This window comes from Enterococcus sp. DIV1279b (assembly GCF_050531515.1).
Lineage (GTDB): Bacteria > Bacillota > Bacilli > Lactobacillales > Enterococcaceae > Enterococcus_D > Enterococcus_D casseliflavus.
Window position 1 is genome coordinate 245,236 of the sequence record NZ_CP172891.1, and the last position, 16,947, is coordinate 262,182.

The following is a 16,947-nucleotide window of genomic DNA, read 5'->3' on the forward strand; positions in this document are numbered from 1 at the left end:
TTTCCGAAACATTAGAGAGTATCCCAACTTATATACTCTATCTTTTTTATACCTAATTGATTAGCAGCTTCAGCAAAATAATCAATATCATTAGTATTGTAGTAGGTAATATGCCAAAATACATTTTCGCTCGTTAGCTCAAAAATTTTTTGGAAATATGGTCTGTCTATTACATTCATTGAGTGTCCTAATACATAAATATCTGTAACTTCTTCTAAGTTTTGCCTTTCAAAGAAGTTGTGATTTCTATTAATAATACTAAAAGTTTTTTTTGCAGTTCTCTTAAAATATTTTTTCACATATTTTTCATTCACTAAGTTAACGCCAAAATCGTTTCCTTGCACGTTATATTCTTCATCATGACCCATAATCAATTTTTTCGGGGGTGAGCCGTGTATATGGAGAACATTGGGTATTCCATAAAGCGTTTCCAAAGTTGACGTGTAATTGAAAGATAGAAATTTATCTTTTTTACAAATAAGCTTGTCTATCTTCTCTATTTTTTCCATACTTTTAAGATTATGGCTAACTTCTTTTATCCACGAAGACAGATAGATGCTCGTTTTCATGCCAAATTCTAACATTGTTTCAATTTCTTTATTGGGACCTCCAGTATAATCATCTGGTGAGTTCCAATCCCTGTGTTCCTCAACAAGCTCTAAAGGTTCTAGGCTACCTATTATATTTTCCAATTCTGCCCAGTTATAATCTTCATTTGTTACATCTATCGTAAAATAAGTGACAGAATAATTTCTTATAACTTTGATTAGACCATCATACACTTCTCTATAGTTTTGTTTTAAAAATAAAACAAATTGACTATAATTCGTAGGGAGACTATGATGTAGATCAAAACCATTTCCAATTATAAATAGCTTCACTAATTACACACCTTCCCATCATCTTTTTCATTAAATGGATTAGATATAATATTTTATCTACTCCTTCAAATAATACAGATCGACTATTTTTTTATAAAAACGTATATGCTGTTATATTACCATGAGGATAATACACATTGTTACATTTTTCTATATAAAAAGGAAATAGAAAATTTACAGGCATAATTCTTTTTCTATGATATATTGTTTAAAACGAGAAATTTTCAAACTCAAGGAGCTATTAATTATGAAAAAAGTAATAGGTGCAGTTAATTGTGAATGTTTTATGTGCAAAAATAATAATAGTTTTGATATGCCTAATGAAATTATTGAATCAGTTAAAAAGAAAGAATTAGTGTTATTTTGTGGAGCAGGGATAAGTACAGAATCAAAAGCGGTTTTACCTACATCTTTTTACATGGATACATTGACTTTCTTAAATAGCGAACATAACTTAAATTTAGATACAGATGTTGCTTTTTCAGAATTGATGAGTAAATTTTGTAGTATCGTTCCTAATGGTAGGAAACAGTTAATAAGAAAAATAAATGAACGCTTTGATAGGGTTCAGTCATTTCCAGAACTATATAATTCTGCTACCAGATTTCATAAAGAGGTTTCGAAAATTCCTCAGATCAAAACTATTGTAACTACTAATTGGGATGATTACTTTGAAAAAGAATGTTTAGCCACTTCTATTGTAGATAATAAGGATGTAGCATTATGGAATGCTTTTGACCGAAGAGTATTTAAGGTTCATGGATCAATAAATAATATTGGATCGATTGTGGCTACAACTAATGACTATGATAAATGCTATGAAAGATTATCAAGTGAGCCAATAGGCGATCGTTTAAAGACTCTACTAGGAAGTAATTGTGTAGTTTTTATAGGTTTTTCTTTTGGTGATGAAGACTTAAATAAAATTATTGATATACTTTCTGAAAGATTGGATGATTTTGCTAATCAGTTTTATTTAGTGACAGTTGACAAATCATGGGAAAAGAATAGAGACTCTCGCATTATTCCAATAATAACTGATGGACAGTTTTTTATTCATTCATTACGAAATATCCTCATAGAAGAAGGACACCTTGTAGCAAATGACATCTATGATTTTGCAAGATACGCAAGCCAAGTTGCTTCAGATTTTCATACAGATTGGCTTAATGAAATTGATAATTTTAATGAAAAACTTGCTTCTTTTCCAGAGATAATACTATCGATAGCGTATCAAGATGGAGTGATACATGCGTATCAAAGATGTTATGCAAATAGAAAAAAAGGTGATTACTTGATTCCAGGTTATTTAAGTAAAATAGTAGCTTCATATCACAGTTTAGTAGGCCAACATGAAAAGAATAAAAATTATTTGCAAATGTATTACGATTTAGGTTATCAGGATGGATTGATTAATTTAGAAATATTTTTGGAAACAAATAATCACTTGATGCCACCTTTGTTTATATATGAAAGTGAAAATTTTGCTACAGAAAAAGAATTATTGGATTTTATAGTAGCTAATAGAAACTCTGAAATGTACCAGTTTTTGAAAGAGATAAGAGTACCTAATGATACAATTCCTCATTTTTATCCTTGGTATTGTTAAGGTTGGCTGCAAAATGGTAGCACTAACAAAAAAAACGTGAATCCCTTGATATTCAAAGGATTCACGGTTTTTTTATTATTCCCACTCAATATGTGTAGCTTCATAGAAATGTTTATATAGCAACATTCTTTTATTGTAATCTACATTTGAGTAGGAAAATGGTAGGGTTAGATCTTTACTGCTTGATTTCCATTAAAGTTTGCAACACTTGATTCTGTGGCATAGGTGAAATTAATATTACCAGTCATCTGTTTAGCAATATTTTCATCATTACGACTCCAAAGATGAGCGTAGTGTCTCAATGTAATTTCAGGGCTAGAGTGTCCTAATCGTTGTGATACAACAAGAATATCAGCATTAAACTCATTGATTAAGTAACTAACATGAGAATGGCGCAAACCCTTTCCTTGAATCAATGGCACATTCGCTAACTTGGCATATCGCTGTATAATTCTTTGAACAGTTGAACGATAGAGGGGAAGATCAGTGTAACTAAGAATAAATTGTTTTACTCCATGATTTTTTTGAACTTTTTCCCACTCTTGAAGAACTTGAATTGTATCATCATCCAAAGAAATGATTCTTAGACCACTTTCGGTTTTTGTATAGGGTTTTCTAATAAAATCCTTTTGATTGATCATTTCTAAGGTATGATGAACCTTGAGTTTTTTTCTCTTGAAGTCTATATCATTCCAATTTAATGCCAGTCCTTCACTTACTCGAATTCCAGTCATATAGTACAACCAAATTAGAACAAAACACATATGTTCATAGAAATCTTTTTTATAGATTTTTGATAAGACCCTTTCAAAATCTTCTTTCGTCCAGTATGGAACAATTGCTTTTCCTTTGGGAATTGCTTTTGTCCGCTTGGAGATGTTTTCATTAAGGAATTGAAGGGTAACAGCATAATCAAGTGATTTGCGAAACATACCGTATAAAAGGGAACTGTATGCTTGGGAATACCCACTTTCGTTTAACAGCCAGATTCGATAATTCTCACAATCGAGTACCCTGATATCGCGTAGTTTTTTATCACCAAAGTATTTAATAATTTGAGTGAGTCCACATTCACGAGAACTCCAAGTGCTTTTTTGAACACAAGCTCTGTAGTGAGGGACATAAGACTGCTCCATAAATTCTTTGTAGGTTAAATCATAATTTGCAAATCCATTTGCTATCATATACTCATTTTTAATGCGCATAACTTCTTTATGGGCTTCACGAACAGATGAAAATCGTTTTCCTAAAGAATCTTTTGTTCCTTTTTTTTGGATTCTTTTTCCAGTTATTTGGTCTGTACCTAATTCTACAAGATAATATATACGACCGTTTTTGTCTTGGTAGACACATGGATATTTTGTTTTCATAACTATTCCTCCTGCACAAGAGGAATGCCTATAATTTCTTCAATTACTTGTCGGGGTACAACCCCGACTCTTTTATTATTATAATATGGGTATCCCTGGTTTACCATTCTTATTTTTGCCTGACGAATTATGGTAGCTGCTTGATGTGTTTTAAATCCAAGTTGTTCTAAATCTTTTCGACAAATCATATTTTTCATTTTTTTCAACTCACTTTCATAGAAAACACACAATTGATTGCAGTGTTATTTCTTTATTTTGGTATAGTGAACAATGCTTTCTTGAAAATCCATCATTTGTTCAGGATTTCCACCTTCATTTATATCCCTGTAAAATATCGGGCGTCTTACGAGATACTCATGGGTATAAAGCACATCTTGATTGGTGGGATCATAGGGTTGATCCACGAGTTTTTTTGTAACAGTAGGTACTTTGAGATTGCGCGATCTGAAGAACGCTTTTTTCTTATGTTCTTTCATATTCAAGTCCTTATCGAAATATTTGCTGATATAGCGTCCGCGATTTTCGATACGATCCACATCGATCCTATTTATTTTGACAAATCCATGTCCCCAGATCGTGGTAAGACGATCGACAGAAAGAAAAGGGAAGTCAAATAAGATGATGTGATAATGGATCGCACCTCGTTTTTGTTTTTCCCACGTGGCGAGATATTTTAGGTTTGCTTTTTTTGTATGATAGAGTTCGTAGTTTAGTCGCTTGATAAATTTTTTGAATTCATTATTTGCATAGGCAATGTTTTGTATGTTTTCTCTAAAAGTGAGGGTTAAAAATTTTGTCTGATCATCAAAGTTCATATCCACGAGTCGGGCGATTTCAAAACGCATATTTTTGTAGTATTTTTGTTTTCGTTTTAAGCTATCGTATTGTTCTTGAGCAGAGAGTTCGTCATAAGTTCTTCTTGTTTCCGTGGGAATATCCTCTGTATAAAGCCAAGCTAATTCTTTTTTTCGGTTTGGATTTGGTTCTGTTTCTTCATTTCTTTTTTTAGGAGTAATGATGGTTTCATAATCATAAATTTCAAGGTACGTGGGAGTTTCAATGATCTTCTGATTATATGCTTTCAATAATCCCCACTCCTTGGTACGTATTCAATTGTCAAAGAACCAGTCATTTTCTCCTGATGTTGTTCTATAAATCAAGTAAAGGAGCAGAACTGCTACGCAGCTCTGCTAGCCTGCTTATTTATTGTGCGGTTTTTTCGTTGCGGTCGGCTTTGAGCTTGATGCCCATCCGGCCTCAACGAAACCACCCAACAAATAAGCAGGAATATTAGTTTCGTGAATCTTTTGAATGATTGCTAAGAGTATCTGTTTATTGCTTTGTCAGTAAAACTGCTGAGTCTGCAGTTGCGGATAACCCATAGCTGACAAACTGACCATTTGCACGTCCCCAAGGTTTGATCACAAGATTATTAAAAGTAACTGTCGCGATCCCGTTTTTATCAAGTTCATCCTCTGTTACAACTGGTTCAGCGCTTCCAATTTTTACGCTCATCTTTTCAAAGCGAAGTTTGGGTAAGACGCACTCGTAGCTCCATCCTAAAATTTCTCCATCCTTTTGCCACCGTGAGACATTAACGACTTGGTATTCCTTTTCTAGTTTTTCTTTTGGTAAAGTTAAATCACTGATTTTGATTGGCATAATGTTCTCTCCTTTTCTGATATACGTTTTGATATACGTTTGGTATAAAAATGTAAGGTACCTCTACATTTTTATCATATACGATTTTAAATACGTTGTCAATAGTTTTTGTAAAATGTATATACGGAATAATATACGTGTGGTATGCTGTATATGAAATCATATAGGAGGGATCACAAATGTTTGGATTATTGCAACCGAATAAAGAAAAAGTTGGAAGAAGATTAAAACAAATCAAAGACGAAATGAATATCTCTTTTACAGAGTTTGGTAGCCGCCTTGGATTAAAGAAGCCGACGATAAGTTCGTATGTTCAAGGATATAACTTGGCACCGATTGATGTGATTGAAAAAGTGGCTAAGATCAGCGGAAGGTCTGTTGGTTGGTTTTACTTTGGGGAGATAGAGGAATATATCGCGGATTATCTAACTCTCACGGGACAAGGCGAGTTAGTTAAGGAATATCCGAACGTGGTAAAGCAGATCAAAGAAGAATTCTTTAGTGGTGATTTTAAAAATCCTAGTTGGGAAAATGAAGTCGGTTATCCAATGGAAGAATTCATCGATGATTGTTTCGCGGATTTTTCTCCAAGTATTTTAGATAGGTATATTGGCAAAATCGTTACGCAGCAGATCGATAAATCGGAGAAATTGAAAAACTTTTCAGATAAGGAAAAGGGTGAAGCACTGGCATTTGTCTATCATGAAGTGATGGACTTTGTTGAAATGAGTGGTGAGGTTAAGTACGGTGAAGAGGAGAAGGTTATCGGATTAGTCGAAGATTCGATCAGTAATCTGGTGAAAAGAGGAAAAATAGAATTCTCAGAAGAATATTTGGTAGGAAGGTTAGTGAATATTCTTGATGATGATGTCGAGACAGCAAAAATCATTTCGACTTTATCATTGAATCTGACAGGAAAAGCTTTTTCACCGCTTTTTGGTGGAAAAGAGTTGATTGAGATTTTTCAGGCAATGCGTCCGGCTTTGATGAAGTTGTATTCGGAAAAGAGCAGAGATGAGCTGTATGATTGGTTTGAGAAATAAAGACAAGTTACTAAAGATACTTTGAAGTTTTTTTAGACGGCAAAGGAGGGAAAACATATTATGTCTAAGTTAAATAGGATTCAAAATGAAATCAAACAATTAGAAGGAGGACGCTTCCAAAATTTATGTGATGTTTACCTTTATCGTAAAAGAAATTGGGAGAATATTGTATCTCTCGGTTCTATGGATGGAACAGATAAGACTACTAAAGGAATACCTGACACTTATTATTTTGATAACCATTCTAATACATACATTTTGGTTATGTATGGTACTAGAAAGGATGCAACTGCAAAATTAGAGACAGATGTTCGAGAAGCTATCGAGAAATCCAAAGTTGATAAAAAAGATATTGAAGAAATAATCTGCTGTCACACTTCTTCAAATTTAACTGTTGAGAAAGATAAGGAACTAAGAAGTTTATCAGGCTCAATAAAGCTGACTCTCATAGGAATAGATACATTATCTAATGACCTCCTTAAGTTTGAGTATCAAGATATTGTAAAAGACTTTTTAGGTATATTAGAATCAACTGAACAGGTTTGGAGTTTAGAGAAATTTATATCTATACATGATAAAAGTAGAACCAATGCGCCCTTGGATACAAAATATATAGATGAAAAACATATAGTTGATAGGATGAAGGATGAAGTAAATAGTCATCAGATTATTCTGCTATCTGGAGTACCTGGAACTGGAAAAACTAGGTTAGCCATCGAGATATGTAAGAAATTACCTATGGATAGCAACATAATTTGTGTTAAGAGCAATAGCATGCCTGTTTATCAAGATATTAAAGATGCATTAGATATAAGAAGAATAAATTATTTGTTTTTAGATGATGCTAATACGGTCACAAATTTTGATGCAGTTGTCAGCCTCCTGAGTTTAGAGGACTTTGAACAAAAACTGAAAATTATTATGACTGTTCGAGACTATGCACTTTCAGGAGTCATTAATCAAATAACACCGTTTAAAGTCAAAGTGCAAAAACTCTCTTTAATGAGCGATGATCAGATTGAAACGCTGATTAACAGTATAGAAGATATTTCTCCTTTTTATCTTAGGAAGATTATGAAATTATCTCATAATAATCCGAGAATAGCTGTAATTGCAGCAATTATGGTTAAAGAGAAAAACTTTGATTTTATTGAAAATGGAAAGGAGATATTGGATAGTTATTATAGTCAAATCATTGAAGAGAATTCCCTCTCTTCAAATGAAAAAATTAGTATGTTCATTTTAAGCTTCAAACACAAGCTGAATTTATCAAATAAAGAATCATTAGAGGACATCTTAAAATATTTTAAAATTGATTCTGATAGCTTTTTATCTGCATTAAATGAATTACATGATAAAGAACTTTGTGATATATTTCAGGATGAAGCTGTTAAAGTCAGAGATCAAAGTTTATCAGATTTTGTAATAGTAGATTTTGTTGCAAATAAGAAAATTTTCAAGATAAAAGATTTTTTTGTTAATCTTTATCCTATTCATGAAAAAGAGATTGTTGAAATGTTTGTACTTGTTAATAATTTTAATTCTTCCAAGGACTGGATAGAGTATCTAACCAATGAAATAAAGTTTGTTTACAATAATATTATTGCAGATATTGATAAAGAACTTTTTTTAACACAATACGGGGTAATAATTCCCGTCGAATCTCTTGCGTATGTTCATGAGAAGGTACAAGATGCTGATAACACTGAATTTCAAACATCTCAAAAAGAATTTGAAGAAAAAAAGAGAAATCAAGGAGTTAATGATCCGATTATAAGTATTCTTTGTTCATTATCAAATAGTGAAAGATTTAAGGATGCAGGTATACTTCTTATGTATTATTTCAGAAAAAGGCAGGATAAAATCTTTGAAATTTTCTCTGCAATTAAAAATAATTTTGATATTGAAGCTAGATGGAATCTTTATTTAGAAAAAAGATTCAGTATTATTGAAACTTTTTCAGTTCAAGAAAATATTAATGAAACAACAGCTCTGCTTATTGCCAATATTGCTGATGAGTTTTTAAAGTTTTCAGGAGAAAAATATACTTTTAACGGCAAGAATGGGGTTATTAATCGTTATACACTAGTTGATGGAGACTATCTAATTAATCTCCATAAAAAAATTTTTGATATACTCTCTAAAGTCTATAGTTATGGTAACGTAGAAGTGAATAATTATATAGATAAACTATTAATCAATTATCCAGTCTATGAAGTTGAAAATGGATTCTTAGAAACTGTTAGTTCAGATTTAACTTGTATAGAAAATCTTTTTTTTAAAGATTTAGATAGTTTAAATTTTAGACAAGAAGCTATAGTATTTGAATTGTTTTCAAAATCAAAAAAGCTAAAAATAAAATCACAGCCTTTTTTTGAATATGAACCGTCAAGCAGTCAAAAAATTTATAAAGATTTTTCAACTAGTATATGGGCTTATCACATGGGAAAATTTGATTATGAAAAGATTCAAAAGTTAAGAAAGGTAAGTCTTCGTGAGATTTTTGAGAAGCATTCTAATGACTTAGTTTGGCTGTTCAATATCCTCGGAATATTTCAATCAGATGTATTGTTAAATAAGTATGAAATAGAAGATTCTTTACTTCTATTGTATTCTGACCTAGATTTAGAGGATCAAATAAAGTTTTTACCAGCATTGCTAAAAAGTAATTTTGTTGTTTCTCCTAATAATTATGTAAATTATATAGACAAGTTGTCTTTTGAAGAAGGCAAAAATATTCTAAACTCAGTTGAAAAGGAAATAGATGAAGGATGGTATCTTTCAAACTTTTTGATATGTAGAAACATTCGTGATAGCGAGACAGAAGGACTTATATCCTTTTTAGAGAATCTTAAAAACTTTGAAGTGATGAATTATTTTAATGTCTTGTCATTCGAAAAATATATCAAGTATGACGGAAATATTTTAGGTATCTTAAAAAATATGTATTCAGAAAATAAGGTATTAAGTAGTTTTTTTGTACCAAACTATGTGCCAGAGGATGGTGCTGAAAAAATTTTAAATATAATTGGATATAAAGAATTAAAAGAAATCTATTTAAGTCTTCTTGGTAGCAGAGATGTTGATGGATCAGGAGAAATTTTTAAGTGTCTATTAAAAGAAAATGATATCAATTTTATATACTTATTCCTTGTTAAGCTTAACACTCAAAGATTAAATTTTAATTATAGTGAATATGATGTTCAACTAAAATGTATATGGAAATCAGCATTCGCAGAGGAAGGGATTAGAAAATATCTAAATTTTTTAATTCAAGAGAATCGTGTGATTTATGTAGGAGTAGACCCATTTTTGGAAAAAATTTTCAAAGCCAACATTGAGCGTTCTATTGAATTTATAAAAGCAGAAGTAATAAATACTGAGGACGAGGATAGGTTAGTTAATTTATACAACTTGTCTCTTGAAATATTCGATGATGATATATTGCTACATATCTTCGAATTACTCAAAGATAAAGAAATTACTACAAATTTTTTTGAAAAGCTATATCTAACTATGCGCACTAATAGATGGTCTGGAAGTTTAGTACCTCTTTTAGATAAAGAAATTAGTTTTTTAAATAAGTTACTTGATATTTTCGAAGGAATAAAATTTATTTCCCATTCATTAATTATCACTACATGTATAGACTCACTTAAAAAGCAAAAAGATAAAGAGTTGCTATCAGATTATTTGGAATAAAATTTCTGGACGAGATTTTTCAATATCATAAATATTAAAAAAACAAACCCTGCTAAGAAATTTCTTGGCAGGGTTTGTTTTTTAGTGTTTTTAATCCGTTCTACATGCTAAGAAACGCTGGAAAGTAGGCTTTCTCACTTCAATTTATAGGGACTCTTTATTCCAACTTTATAATTGAAAGGAAAAATACCGTAAACAAGAATAGCTGAGTTTTTAATACTTTGTAAACTATTCAGGGAATAATAAAGGGGGCAGAAACTTAATAATTTTTGACATTTGTTAATATGAGATATCCTTATACATTTCCTTAACTTGATGGATATGTCCACTTGCTCTTCTACAGACGTACTTTGCACGTCCGTTTTTTTAACCTCCTAAGTGTTGGATGCGATTCAAGTAGAACGGAAAAATCTAATAGTTCAACCAGGATGAATATTAATGTGGCTAACGAAAGCTGAGTGATCATATATGAAAAAATTTTTAAATGAATGATTTTACATCGGATTTTTTTGATTCGATAATTACTTTATTGGTAATATCGATATAATTTCACTTTTATTAATTGACATGAGGAATATGAATGATATCATTATATTAAGGTAGCAATAAAAAGGAGGATAAATCATGTCAAAAATTGAGTTAAAGAAAGTCACGCTAGATTCAGTAAAAGATTTAAACAGAGCTGGGTTATCAAAAGCACAGTGTGCTATTACTTGGGCCTCTTGTTTACATGATGCCGCTTTAGGCGGGTTAGGTACTTCTGATCCAGGTGGTAATGCCTGCACAATCTATCAAAAGTATTGCATGAAATAGCAAATGAAATGCAAAAGTATTTTTAATAGCATTTATGATACCGCTTACTATGAAGGTTATACAGTAAGGTTTGATCAAGTTCGTGATGTTCGAGATTACCCTGACCTACTTTCAATAGGAACGTGGACCGTAAAGAAAGGAGAACATTGGACAGTAGTATTGAAGAAAGAATCGAATCTCAATACTATAAAAAATTTTGTGCAGTTACTTTCTTTTAAGCTACCGAAAGATTGTTATTTTGCAGTAGAAAAAATCACTGCTCCGATGGGACCTTTAAGTTCAAATATAATGCTATAAAATATTTGTTGGAACAAACGAATAGTACGTATTCTATTCGTTTGTTTCTTTTGTTGAAAAACTCGGATATATGCCTTCAAATCATCCATATCCTTACAGAAAGTGAATACTATCTTTTTTACCTAAAAACAAATATTAAGTTATTTCATTAATAAGCAATTCTATGAGTATTAAAACAAATAAATCAAAATCAATTTCTATACTATTTAGTTTTGATAAAATAGCATTCGGAGAAAATGCACGAGGAACTGTATTTGAAATTATTAACTGTTGAAGTGATTTATCTTCTATATATTTTAGGAATTGCCAGTTTACTCTATCTGCTGTACCTATTGTCAAGATTAAACTGTCACTTTCGTTCGAAAGATCCTCTAACTTTTCCTCACTAAGAAATACAACAGGAATGTTATTTTCAAACATAAATCTCTGAATTTTTTTTCCAATGGTAATATTATCAGACTTGATATATATTAGTATTCTTTTTGCGGCAAGAATTTGATCTTGGAATATTTTAATTTCTTGTAAATTAATCTTATCTATTATTAATTGTAAAGTTGTTATCACGCTTGAATTTAACTCTTTATGCATATCCGTAAAAACTTTTTCTGTGTTGCTTTCTAAAATACGTAGTTTAAACTCAGAAAAGGAGTTAATTCCCATTCTCTTTACAAGTCTGGATACAGTGGGAGAAGACACTCCAGCTTTACATGCTAGTTCGTGTATTGTTTGCCTAGGAATAAGTTGATAATTATTTAATATATATTGAGCAACTTTTTTTTCTTGGGAAGGTAAATCATTAACTAACAAATTTGTTCTTGATAAAATATCCATTTATACATACCTCATTTCAGTTTGGAGTTGAAAATATTGTTTAAAAGCGAAAATTTGGATCTTCTTTTTAATAAAAACTATCTTTGTAAAATATTGGATAAAACTGATTGTACTAATAGAGATATTATTTATAACCGTATTGAATTATTGGAGAAGTATAACATAGATGACTCTGAAAATAAGAGTTTTGACGTTTGTAATGATGCTATTTTAAATATAAGAAAATTGTTGGATGTTCCAAAAACTATAAAAAAATTAACCACCTGCATCATGATTAAAGATAATGAAGAGACAATTTTAAAAACAGTTAAGTCTGCCTTGTCAATAAGTGAGGTAGTTTTAATTGTAGATACTGGATCAAAAGATTCCTCAAAAAAGATAATAAAAAATATAAATTCAGAAAAAATAGTTCTTATAGATAAGGATTGGGATAATGATTTTAGTTCTATAAGAAATTTTCTTATACAAAATTGTACTACAAATTGGATAATGATGTTAGACTCTGATGAAGTTTTATTAGAAGGACAAGAGCAGACAATTAGGGATTATATAGATTTATATACGGTTAATTTTAAAGGCTATACTGCAGCTTTTTATCCCACAATTATTAGTAGTGACGAAGAAACCAATTTGATGCCAAGAATATTTAATAAGTCGAATGTTTATTACTTTGGTAATTGCCATGAAGAATTAAGAACTAGAAATTTTCTGAGATTTAATATATCTTTGCCAATAAAAATTATACACACAGGATATGATGAGCCAGAAGTACTTATAGAAAAAAAAATGAGAAACACATTTCTTTTAAAAAAATGTCTGGAAATTGAGCCTGAAAATTTTAGGTGGCTGTATTTCTATACACGAGATGCTTTGTTAGTTGAGGATTCTGAAAAGTTGAAAAAATTAATCGAACTTAAATTGTTAGATACAAATAATTCTATAAAATCTGGAAAAAATTTGTATACTGAAGGGATAATTTTAAACTATATAAAAATATTATTTTCAATTCAAGAATTTGATAAAATAAAGGTATTTTTAAATAGCTTATCCTTTGAATGGAAAAAGAACTCAGATCTATTCTATTATTATTCACTATCTACAATATTAAAGGCAAAAAGTGAGTTCATAGATCTGTTATATGAGTTAAATATTGAAAAAAATTATAATTTTCTTAATTCAATGGATAAGGAGGGGCGACATTTAGAGCTAATTAAAGGTATTTTGTCTTATGAAACAATGGATTATGAAGAAGCAAATAGGCTCTGGAAAGAATTAATGAACCAAAAATACGATAGCCAATTGTTTTTAAGTTATATCAATTTTTTAAATGGCTATGTGTGGAAATTAGGTGATGAGAATAATGAAAATTAAACCTTTTCACTTAATGCAGGAAGATAGAAATGATTGTGGACCAACAGTTATTTACTCATTATTACGTTCATTAGGATATTATCAAAAAAAAAAGAGCATTGAATCGGAACTAGATATGAACGATCGAGGAGTAACGATAGAAAGCTTTATAGGTTATTTAGAAACTTTAGGAATATCCACACAATTATTTCAGACCAAATTTAAAGAAGATTTAGAAGAGAATAGTGGTTTTGAAAATATCAACTGTCCATGTATTGCTCTTTTAGAAGAGACTTCAGAAGTAAATCACTTTATTATTATTTATAAAATAAGTCGATATTCAATTTTAATATCTGATCCAGCTCAGCAAACCTTATCGGAGGAAAGTATTGATGTATTCAAAAAAGTGAGATTGATTTTGAGTTTAGATTTTAAAAAAAATATAAATGCAGAGAAGTTTAGTAGTAAGAGATTCTATCTAGACAGTCCCTTTTTTAAGAATATTTGGATGTTCAAATCTAGCTTAATCAGTCTATTAATGTTAACCTTTGTGATTTCGAGCTTTTCAATCTTTAATGCCGGAATGATTGGTATGCTAACCAATGAAATTGCAGCTAATTTGTCAGATCTTGAGAATCTCAAGTATTTAATTCCTAAATACCTGTTCATATTTGTATTTATAGATTTTGGGTACTTAATTACAAATTATATATCACAGAAAAAATCGTTTGTTTTATCACAAAAAATAAAAAAAGAAATTAATTCAGACTACGTTATCAGTATCTTAAATGCTCGAAATCTGAAATTTCAATCTGGTGATGTATCGTCGAGACTTACTGATATTTTAAATTCTATTGATGGCTTTGTTTCACTAGTATTATCACTCTTGGCAAGTATAATCACATTAATCGGAGTTACTATGATTATGATTTCTTTTAATGCATCCATTTTTCCAGTTCTTATTATTTCCTCGGTTTTGATATATGGATTAACTATAATGAATAAAGACAAACTTTTATTCCAATCATTTAATGTTTTAAAATCTTATAGCGAGTTTAATACCTATTTAATTGATACTCAAGAAAGTAAAGAAAATATTGTTAATTTTTCAGATAGTAATAATGTAGGAGAAAGAATGAACTCGATGTTCAAGAATTATTTGAATCTCTCTAAATATAATTTTCAATTTTTCTTATCGCTAAGTAGTACACAGCAGTTAGTCTCAGTTTTATCTACAGGAGTTTTATATTATATATGCTTGAATATGGTTTTTAACAGTGAACTTGAAATAGGGTTCTTTACAATGGGGCTCACACTTTGTAGTTTATTTGTCAGTACAATTTTGAGCATCAGCAGTAATCAAATACAATTATTTAAATTCAAATCTATTTTTGATCGAGTAATTGAGTTACAAATACAAGAACCTTTAGAAACCTTACAATTAAACAAAGATTTATTTGAAGAAGCGCATCACATTGAGCAGATCACTTTTAAAAAATTCACTCAAAATTTTGATAACAAAGCTGTCTTTAATAATTTGGATCTAGTAATTGATTTTAAAGAATCAAACATAGTTTTTCTTAATGGTGATAGCGGTATTGGAAAAACAACCTTAGTTCGAAACTTATTTATACCAAGTAAAAAATACAAAGGGGAAATTAAAATAAATTCCCATAATATAATAGATTATAGTGAAGTATTTTTGCGGGAAGAAATCTTATACTTATCTAACAAGGACAAATTTCCCCAGTCTACGGTTTATGATTATTTAGTAGGTGGAAGAAATTATGAAAAACTAAAAATAAGAAAGATACTGGAAATAGTTGAATTAGATAATGTATTATTGTGCAATCCTTATATTTTTAATGAGAATATTTCCAATAACGAAGTTATATTTTCCCATGGCGAACTGCAGAGACTAACTTTAGCAAAAGCTTTATTAAAAGAGCCCAAATTAATCATTATAGATGAAGCCTTATCGAATGTTCAAAAAAAATTATTTAGTTCAATTATGCAAAACTTAAATGGCTTAACAACAAAATTCATAGTTATTAACCACGGAATTAATTCAACAAATTATCCTGGGGTAGATCTAAATTTCATTAGAGAAGTTAATGAGGAGAAGTTAAATTAATGAAAAAAAACAAAAAAATATTTGGACAATATACGGTAATGATAGCAGCACCATGTTTATTTTTCATAATATATTATAATTTCATTTTTTTATTTGACTATTCTATTTATTTTAACTTGGAAATATCTTTACTTGTAAACTGGTTGATTATAACAATAGGAACTATTATGTTACTATGCTTTTTTTTCTTCAAACTAAAAAACAAAACTTTATATAATGTTAGAGAAAAAATTTATTTAGAAATACTTTTTTTTTCTCCGATAATTTTTATAGTAATGAATCAAAGTTTCTATCTATTTACGCTTATATCACTTGAATTTATTGCAAGTACTTATTTATTTTTGAGAATTCAATTTGAAAAATCAGATTATCAGAAATATGTGATTCCTAGAATACGCAATGAAAAAAAAGATATATTACTAAAGATTTCAAAGTTTAATGATTATAGAGAAATATCTTTTTTCGATAATCATATAATGAAAAAAGTAGATAAAATAGTTTCTAAGAATTTTTATTTAGTAGTTCTTCTTTTTCTCACTACTATTACTACAGTACTCTTTTACGTGCTTTTGAGTTCTTATTTGATAATAAATGATGAACTGACCCTAAGTACATCATTAAGCATGTTTGTTTTTACACTAATTACACCTTACATTTTTTTCCCAACTATAAATTTTGATGAAAGCCAAGATGTAGAGAGAACGTCGGAAAGAAAAAAAATAAATAGTTTTTTCTACGCTTTGAGTATTGTTAGTAATGAAGGTCAAAATATATTATACGCAAAAAATCCGTCATATCATATTATTAATCAAAACCAAGAATTAAAAAAAAGCTTAAGATATCTAGTGAACGAAAATTATTTTGATTCATTTCTATTTTTAGATAAATGGAATGAGCCAATAGCTAAAGAAATCGACTGGATTGTTATTGAGGATGGGCCCAACTTGATATCAGGGGTGTCCATCAAGATTAATGTGACATTAGGAAAAGATATTGATAGTAATTATTTTGAACGCATAAGTTCTAAAATAAGACTTGAGGAGACATTGAGTAAATATTCTTACAATTATGACACGCTTATAGGTGAGGAAGATAAAGATAAGTTTGATTTAAGAGATAAGATTTTATTATTAAGATATATTTTATTTGAGAAAGATTTAATGATTATAAAACATGAGTTATCAATTGATGAATCAATAATTAGTGATGTTTTTTTGGACAGCTACGGTGTAAAGTTATTATTTAAATAGGAGAC

The 16,947-nt window shown here is 29.8% G+C and carries 13 protein-coding genes; 7 read left to right on the top strand and 6 right to left on the bottom strand.

What is annotated here, in order from left to right; all coding sequences use genetic code 11:
* Nucleotides 1–11: 11 nt before the first annotated feature.
* Nucleotides 12–881 carry a bacteriophage abortive infection AbiH family protein gene (locus tag IGI71_RS01135; RefSeq protein WP_128432037.1) on the bottom strand — a complete coding sequence of 290 codons (870 nt, stop codon included), beginning with the start codon at nucleotides 879–881 and terminating at the stop codon, nucleotides 12–14.
* 247 nt (nucleotides 882–1,128) lie between these two features.
* Here IGI71_RS01135 and IGI71_RS01140 point away from each other — a divergent pair, with 247 nt between their 5' ends.
* Nucleotides 1,129–2,490: an SIR2 family protein gene (locus tag IGI71_RS01140; protein WP_430616124.1), complete on the top strand. Its 1,362-nt coding sequence runs from the start codon at nucleotides 1,129–1,131 to the stop codon at nucleotides 2,488–2,490.
* A gap of 167 nt (nucleotides 2,491–2,657) precedes the next feature.
* On the opposite strand, the gene IGI71_RS01145 is transcribed toward IGI71_RS01140, so the two are convergent.
* The 4 genes from IGI71_RS01145 to IGI71_RS01160 all read right to left on the bottom strand — a co-directional run bounded on the left by IGI71_RS01145 (nucleotide 2,658) and on the right by IGI71_RS01160 (nucleotide 5,522).
* Complete coding sequence (locus IGI71_RS01145) at nucleotides 2,658–3,860, bottom strand: tyrosine-type recombinase/integrase (protein ID WP_252704851.1); 1,203 nt, start codon at nucleotides 3,858–3,860, stop codon at nucleotides 2,658–2,660.
* 2 nt (nucleotides 3,861–3,862) lie between these two features.
* Nucleotides 3,863–4,057, bottom strand: a complete 195-nt coding sequence (locus IGI71_RS01150; RefSeq protein ID WP_252704852.1) for a DUF3173 domain-containing protein — start codon at nucleotides 4,055–4,057, stop codon at nucleotides 3,863–3,865.
* A gap of 45 nt (nucleotides 4,058–4,102) precedes the next feature.
* Nucleotides 4,103–4,945, bottom strand: coding sequence for a rolling circle replication-associated protein (locus IGI71_RS01155; RefSeq protein WP_252704853.1), 843 nt, complete (start codon nucleotides 4,943–4,945; stop codon nucleotides 4,103–4,105).
* Nucleotides 4,946–5,192: 247 nt separating this feature from the next.
* Nucleotides 5,193–5,522, bottom strand: coding sequence for a hypothetical protein (locus tag IGI71_RS01160; RefSeq protein WP_252704854.1), 330 nt, complete (start codon nucleotides 5,520–5,522; stop codon nucleotides 5,193–5,195).
* Nucleotides 5,523–5,701: 179 nt separating this feature from the next.
* On the opposite strand from IGI71_RS01160, the gene IGI71_RS01165 reads away from it, so the two are divergent.
* The 3 genes from IGI71_RS01165 (at nucleotide 5,702) to IGI71_RS01175 (ending at nucleotide 11,080) form a co-directional block, all read left to right on the top strand.
* Nucleotides 5,702–6,565 (top strand): helix-turn-helix domain-containing protein, encoded by an 864-nt coding sequence (locus IGI71_RS01165; protein WP_429946954.1) that lies wholly within the window; start codon nucleotides 5,702–5,704, stop codon nucleotides 6,563–6,565.
* A 60-nt stretch (nucleotides 6,566–6,625) separates the two neighbouring features.
* Nucleotides 6,626–10,267, top strand: coding sequence for a hypothetical protein (locus IGI71_RS01170; RefSeq protein WP_252704768.1), 3,642 nt, complete (start codon nucleotides 6,626–6,628; stop codon nucleotides 10,265–10,267).
* 624 nt (nucleotides 10,268–10,891) lie between these two features.
* A complete protein-coding gene (locus IGI71_RS01175; protein ID WP_194193859.1) occupies nucleotides 10,892–11,080 on the top strand; it encodes a sublancin family glycopeptide in 189 nt (62 codons plus the stop codon).
* Between the two features lie 432 nt (nucleotides 11,081–11,512).
* Here IGI71_RS01175 and IGI71_RS01180 read toward each other — a convergent pair whose 3' ends face one another.
* On the bottom strand, nucleotides 11,513–12,208 hold the full coding sequence (locus IGI71_RS01180; RefSeq protein ID WP_252704769.1) for a MurR/RpiR family transcriptional regulator: 696 nt from the start codon (nucleotides 12,206–12,208) through the stop codon (nucleotides 11,513–11,515).
* Between the two features lie 36 nt (nucleotides 12,209–12,244).
* Between IGI71_RS01180 and IGI71_RS01185 the strand changes: the two genes are divergently transcribed.
* Genes IGI71_RS01185 through IGI71_RS01195 form a run of 3 tightly spaced genes read left to right on the top strand, consistent with a single transcriptional unit; the run spans nucleotide 12,245 to nucleotide 16,942 of the window.
* The gene (locus IGI71_RS01185; protein ID WP_252704770.1) at nucleotides 12,245–13,579 is read left to right on the top strand and encodes a glycosyltransferase; all 1,335 of its coding nucleotides are present in this window, start codon (nucleotides 12,245–12,247) and stop codon (nucleotides 13,577–13,579) included.
* Entirely contained in the window at nucleotides 13,569–15,692 is a 2,124-nt protein-coding gene (locus IGI71_RS01190) for an ATP-binding cassette domain-containing protein (RefSeq protein ID WP_429946958.1), read from the top strand. Before IGI71_RS01185 ends, IGI71_RS01190 begins: the two co-directional genes overlap by 11 nt.
* On the top strand, nucleotides 15,692–16,942 hold the full coding sequence (locus IGI71_RS01195) for a hypothetical protein (RefSeq protein ID WP_252704491.1): 1,251 nt from the start codon (nucleotides 15,692–15,694) through the stop codon (nucleotides 16,940–16,942). Before IGI71_RS01190 ends, IGI71_RS01195 begins: the two co-directional genes overlap by 1 nt.
* Nucleotides 16,943–16,947 lie beyond the last annotated feature (5 nt).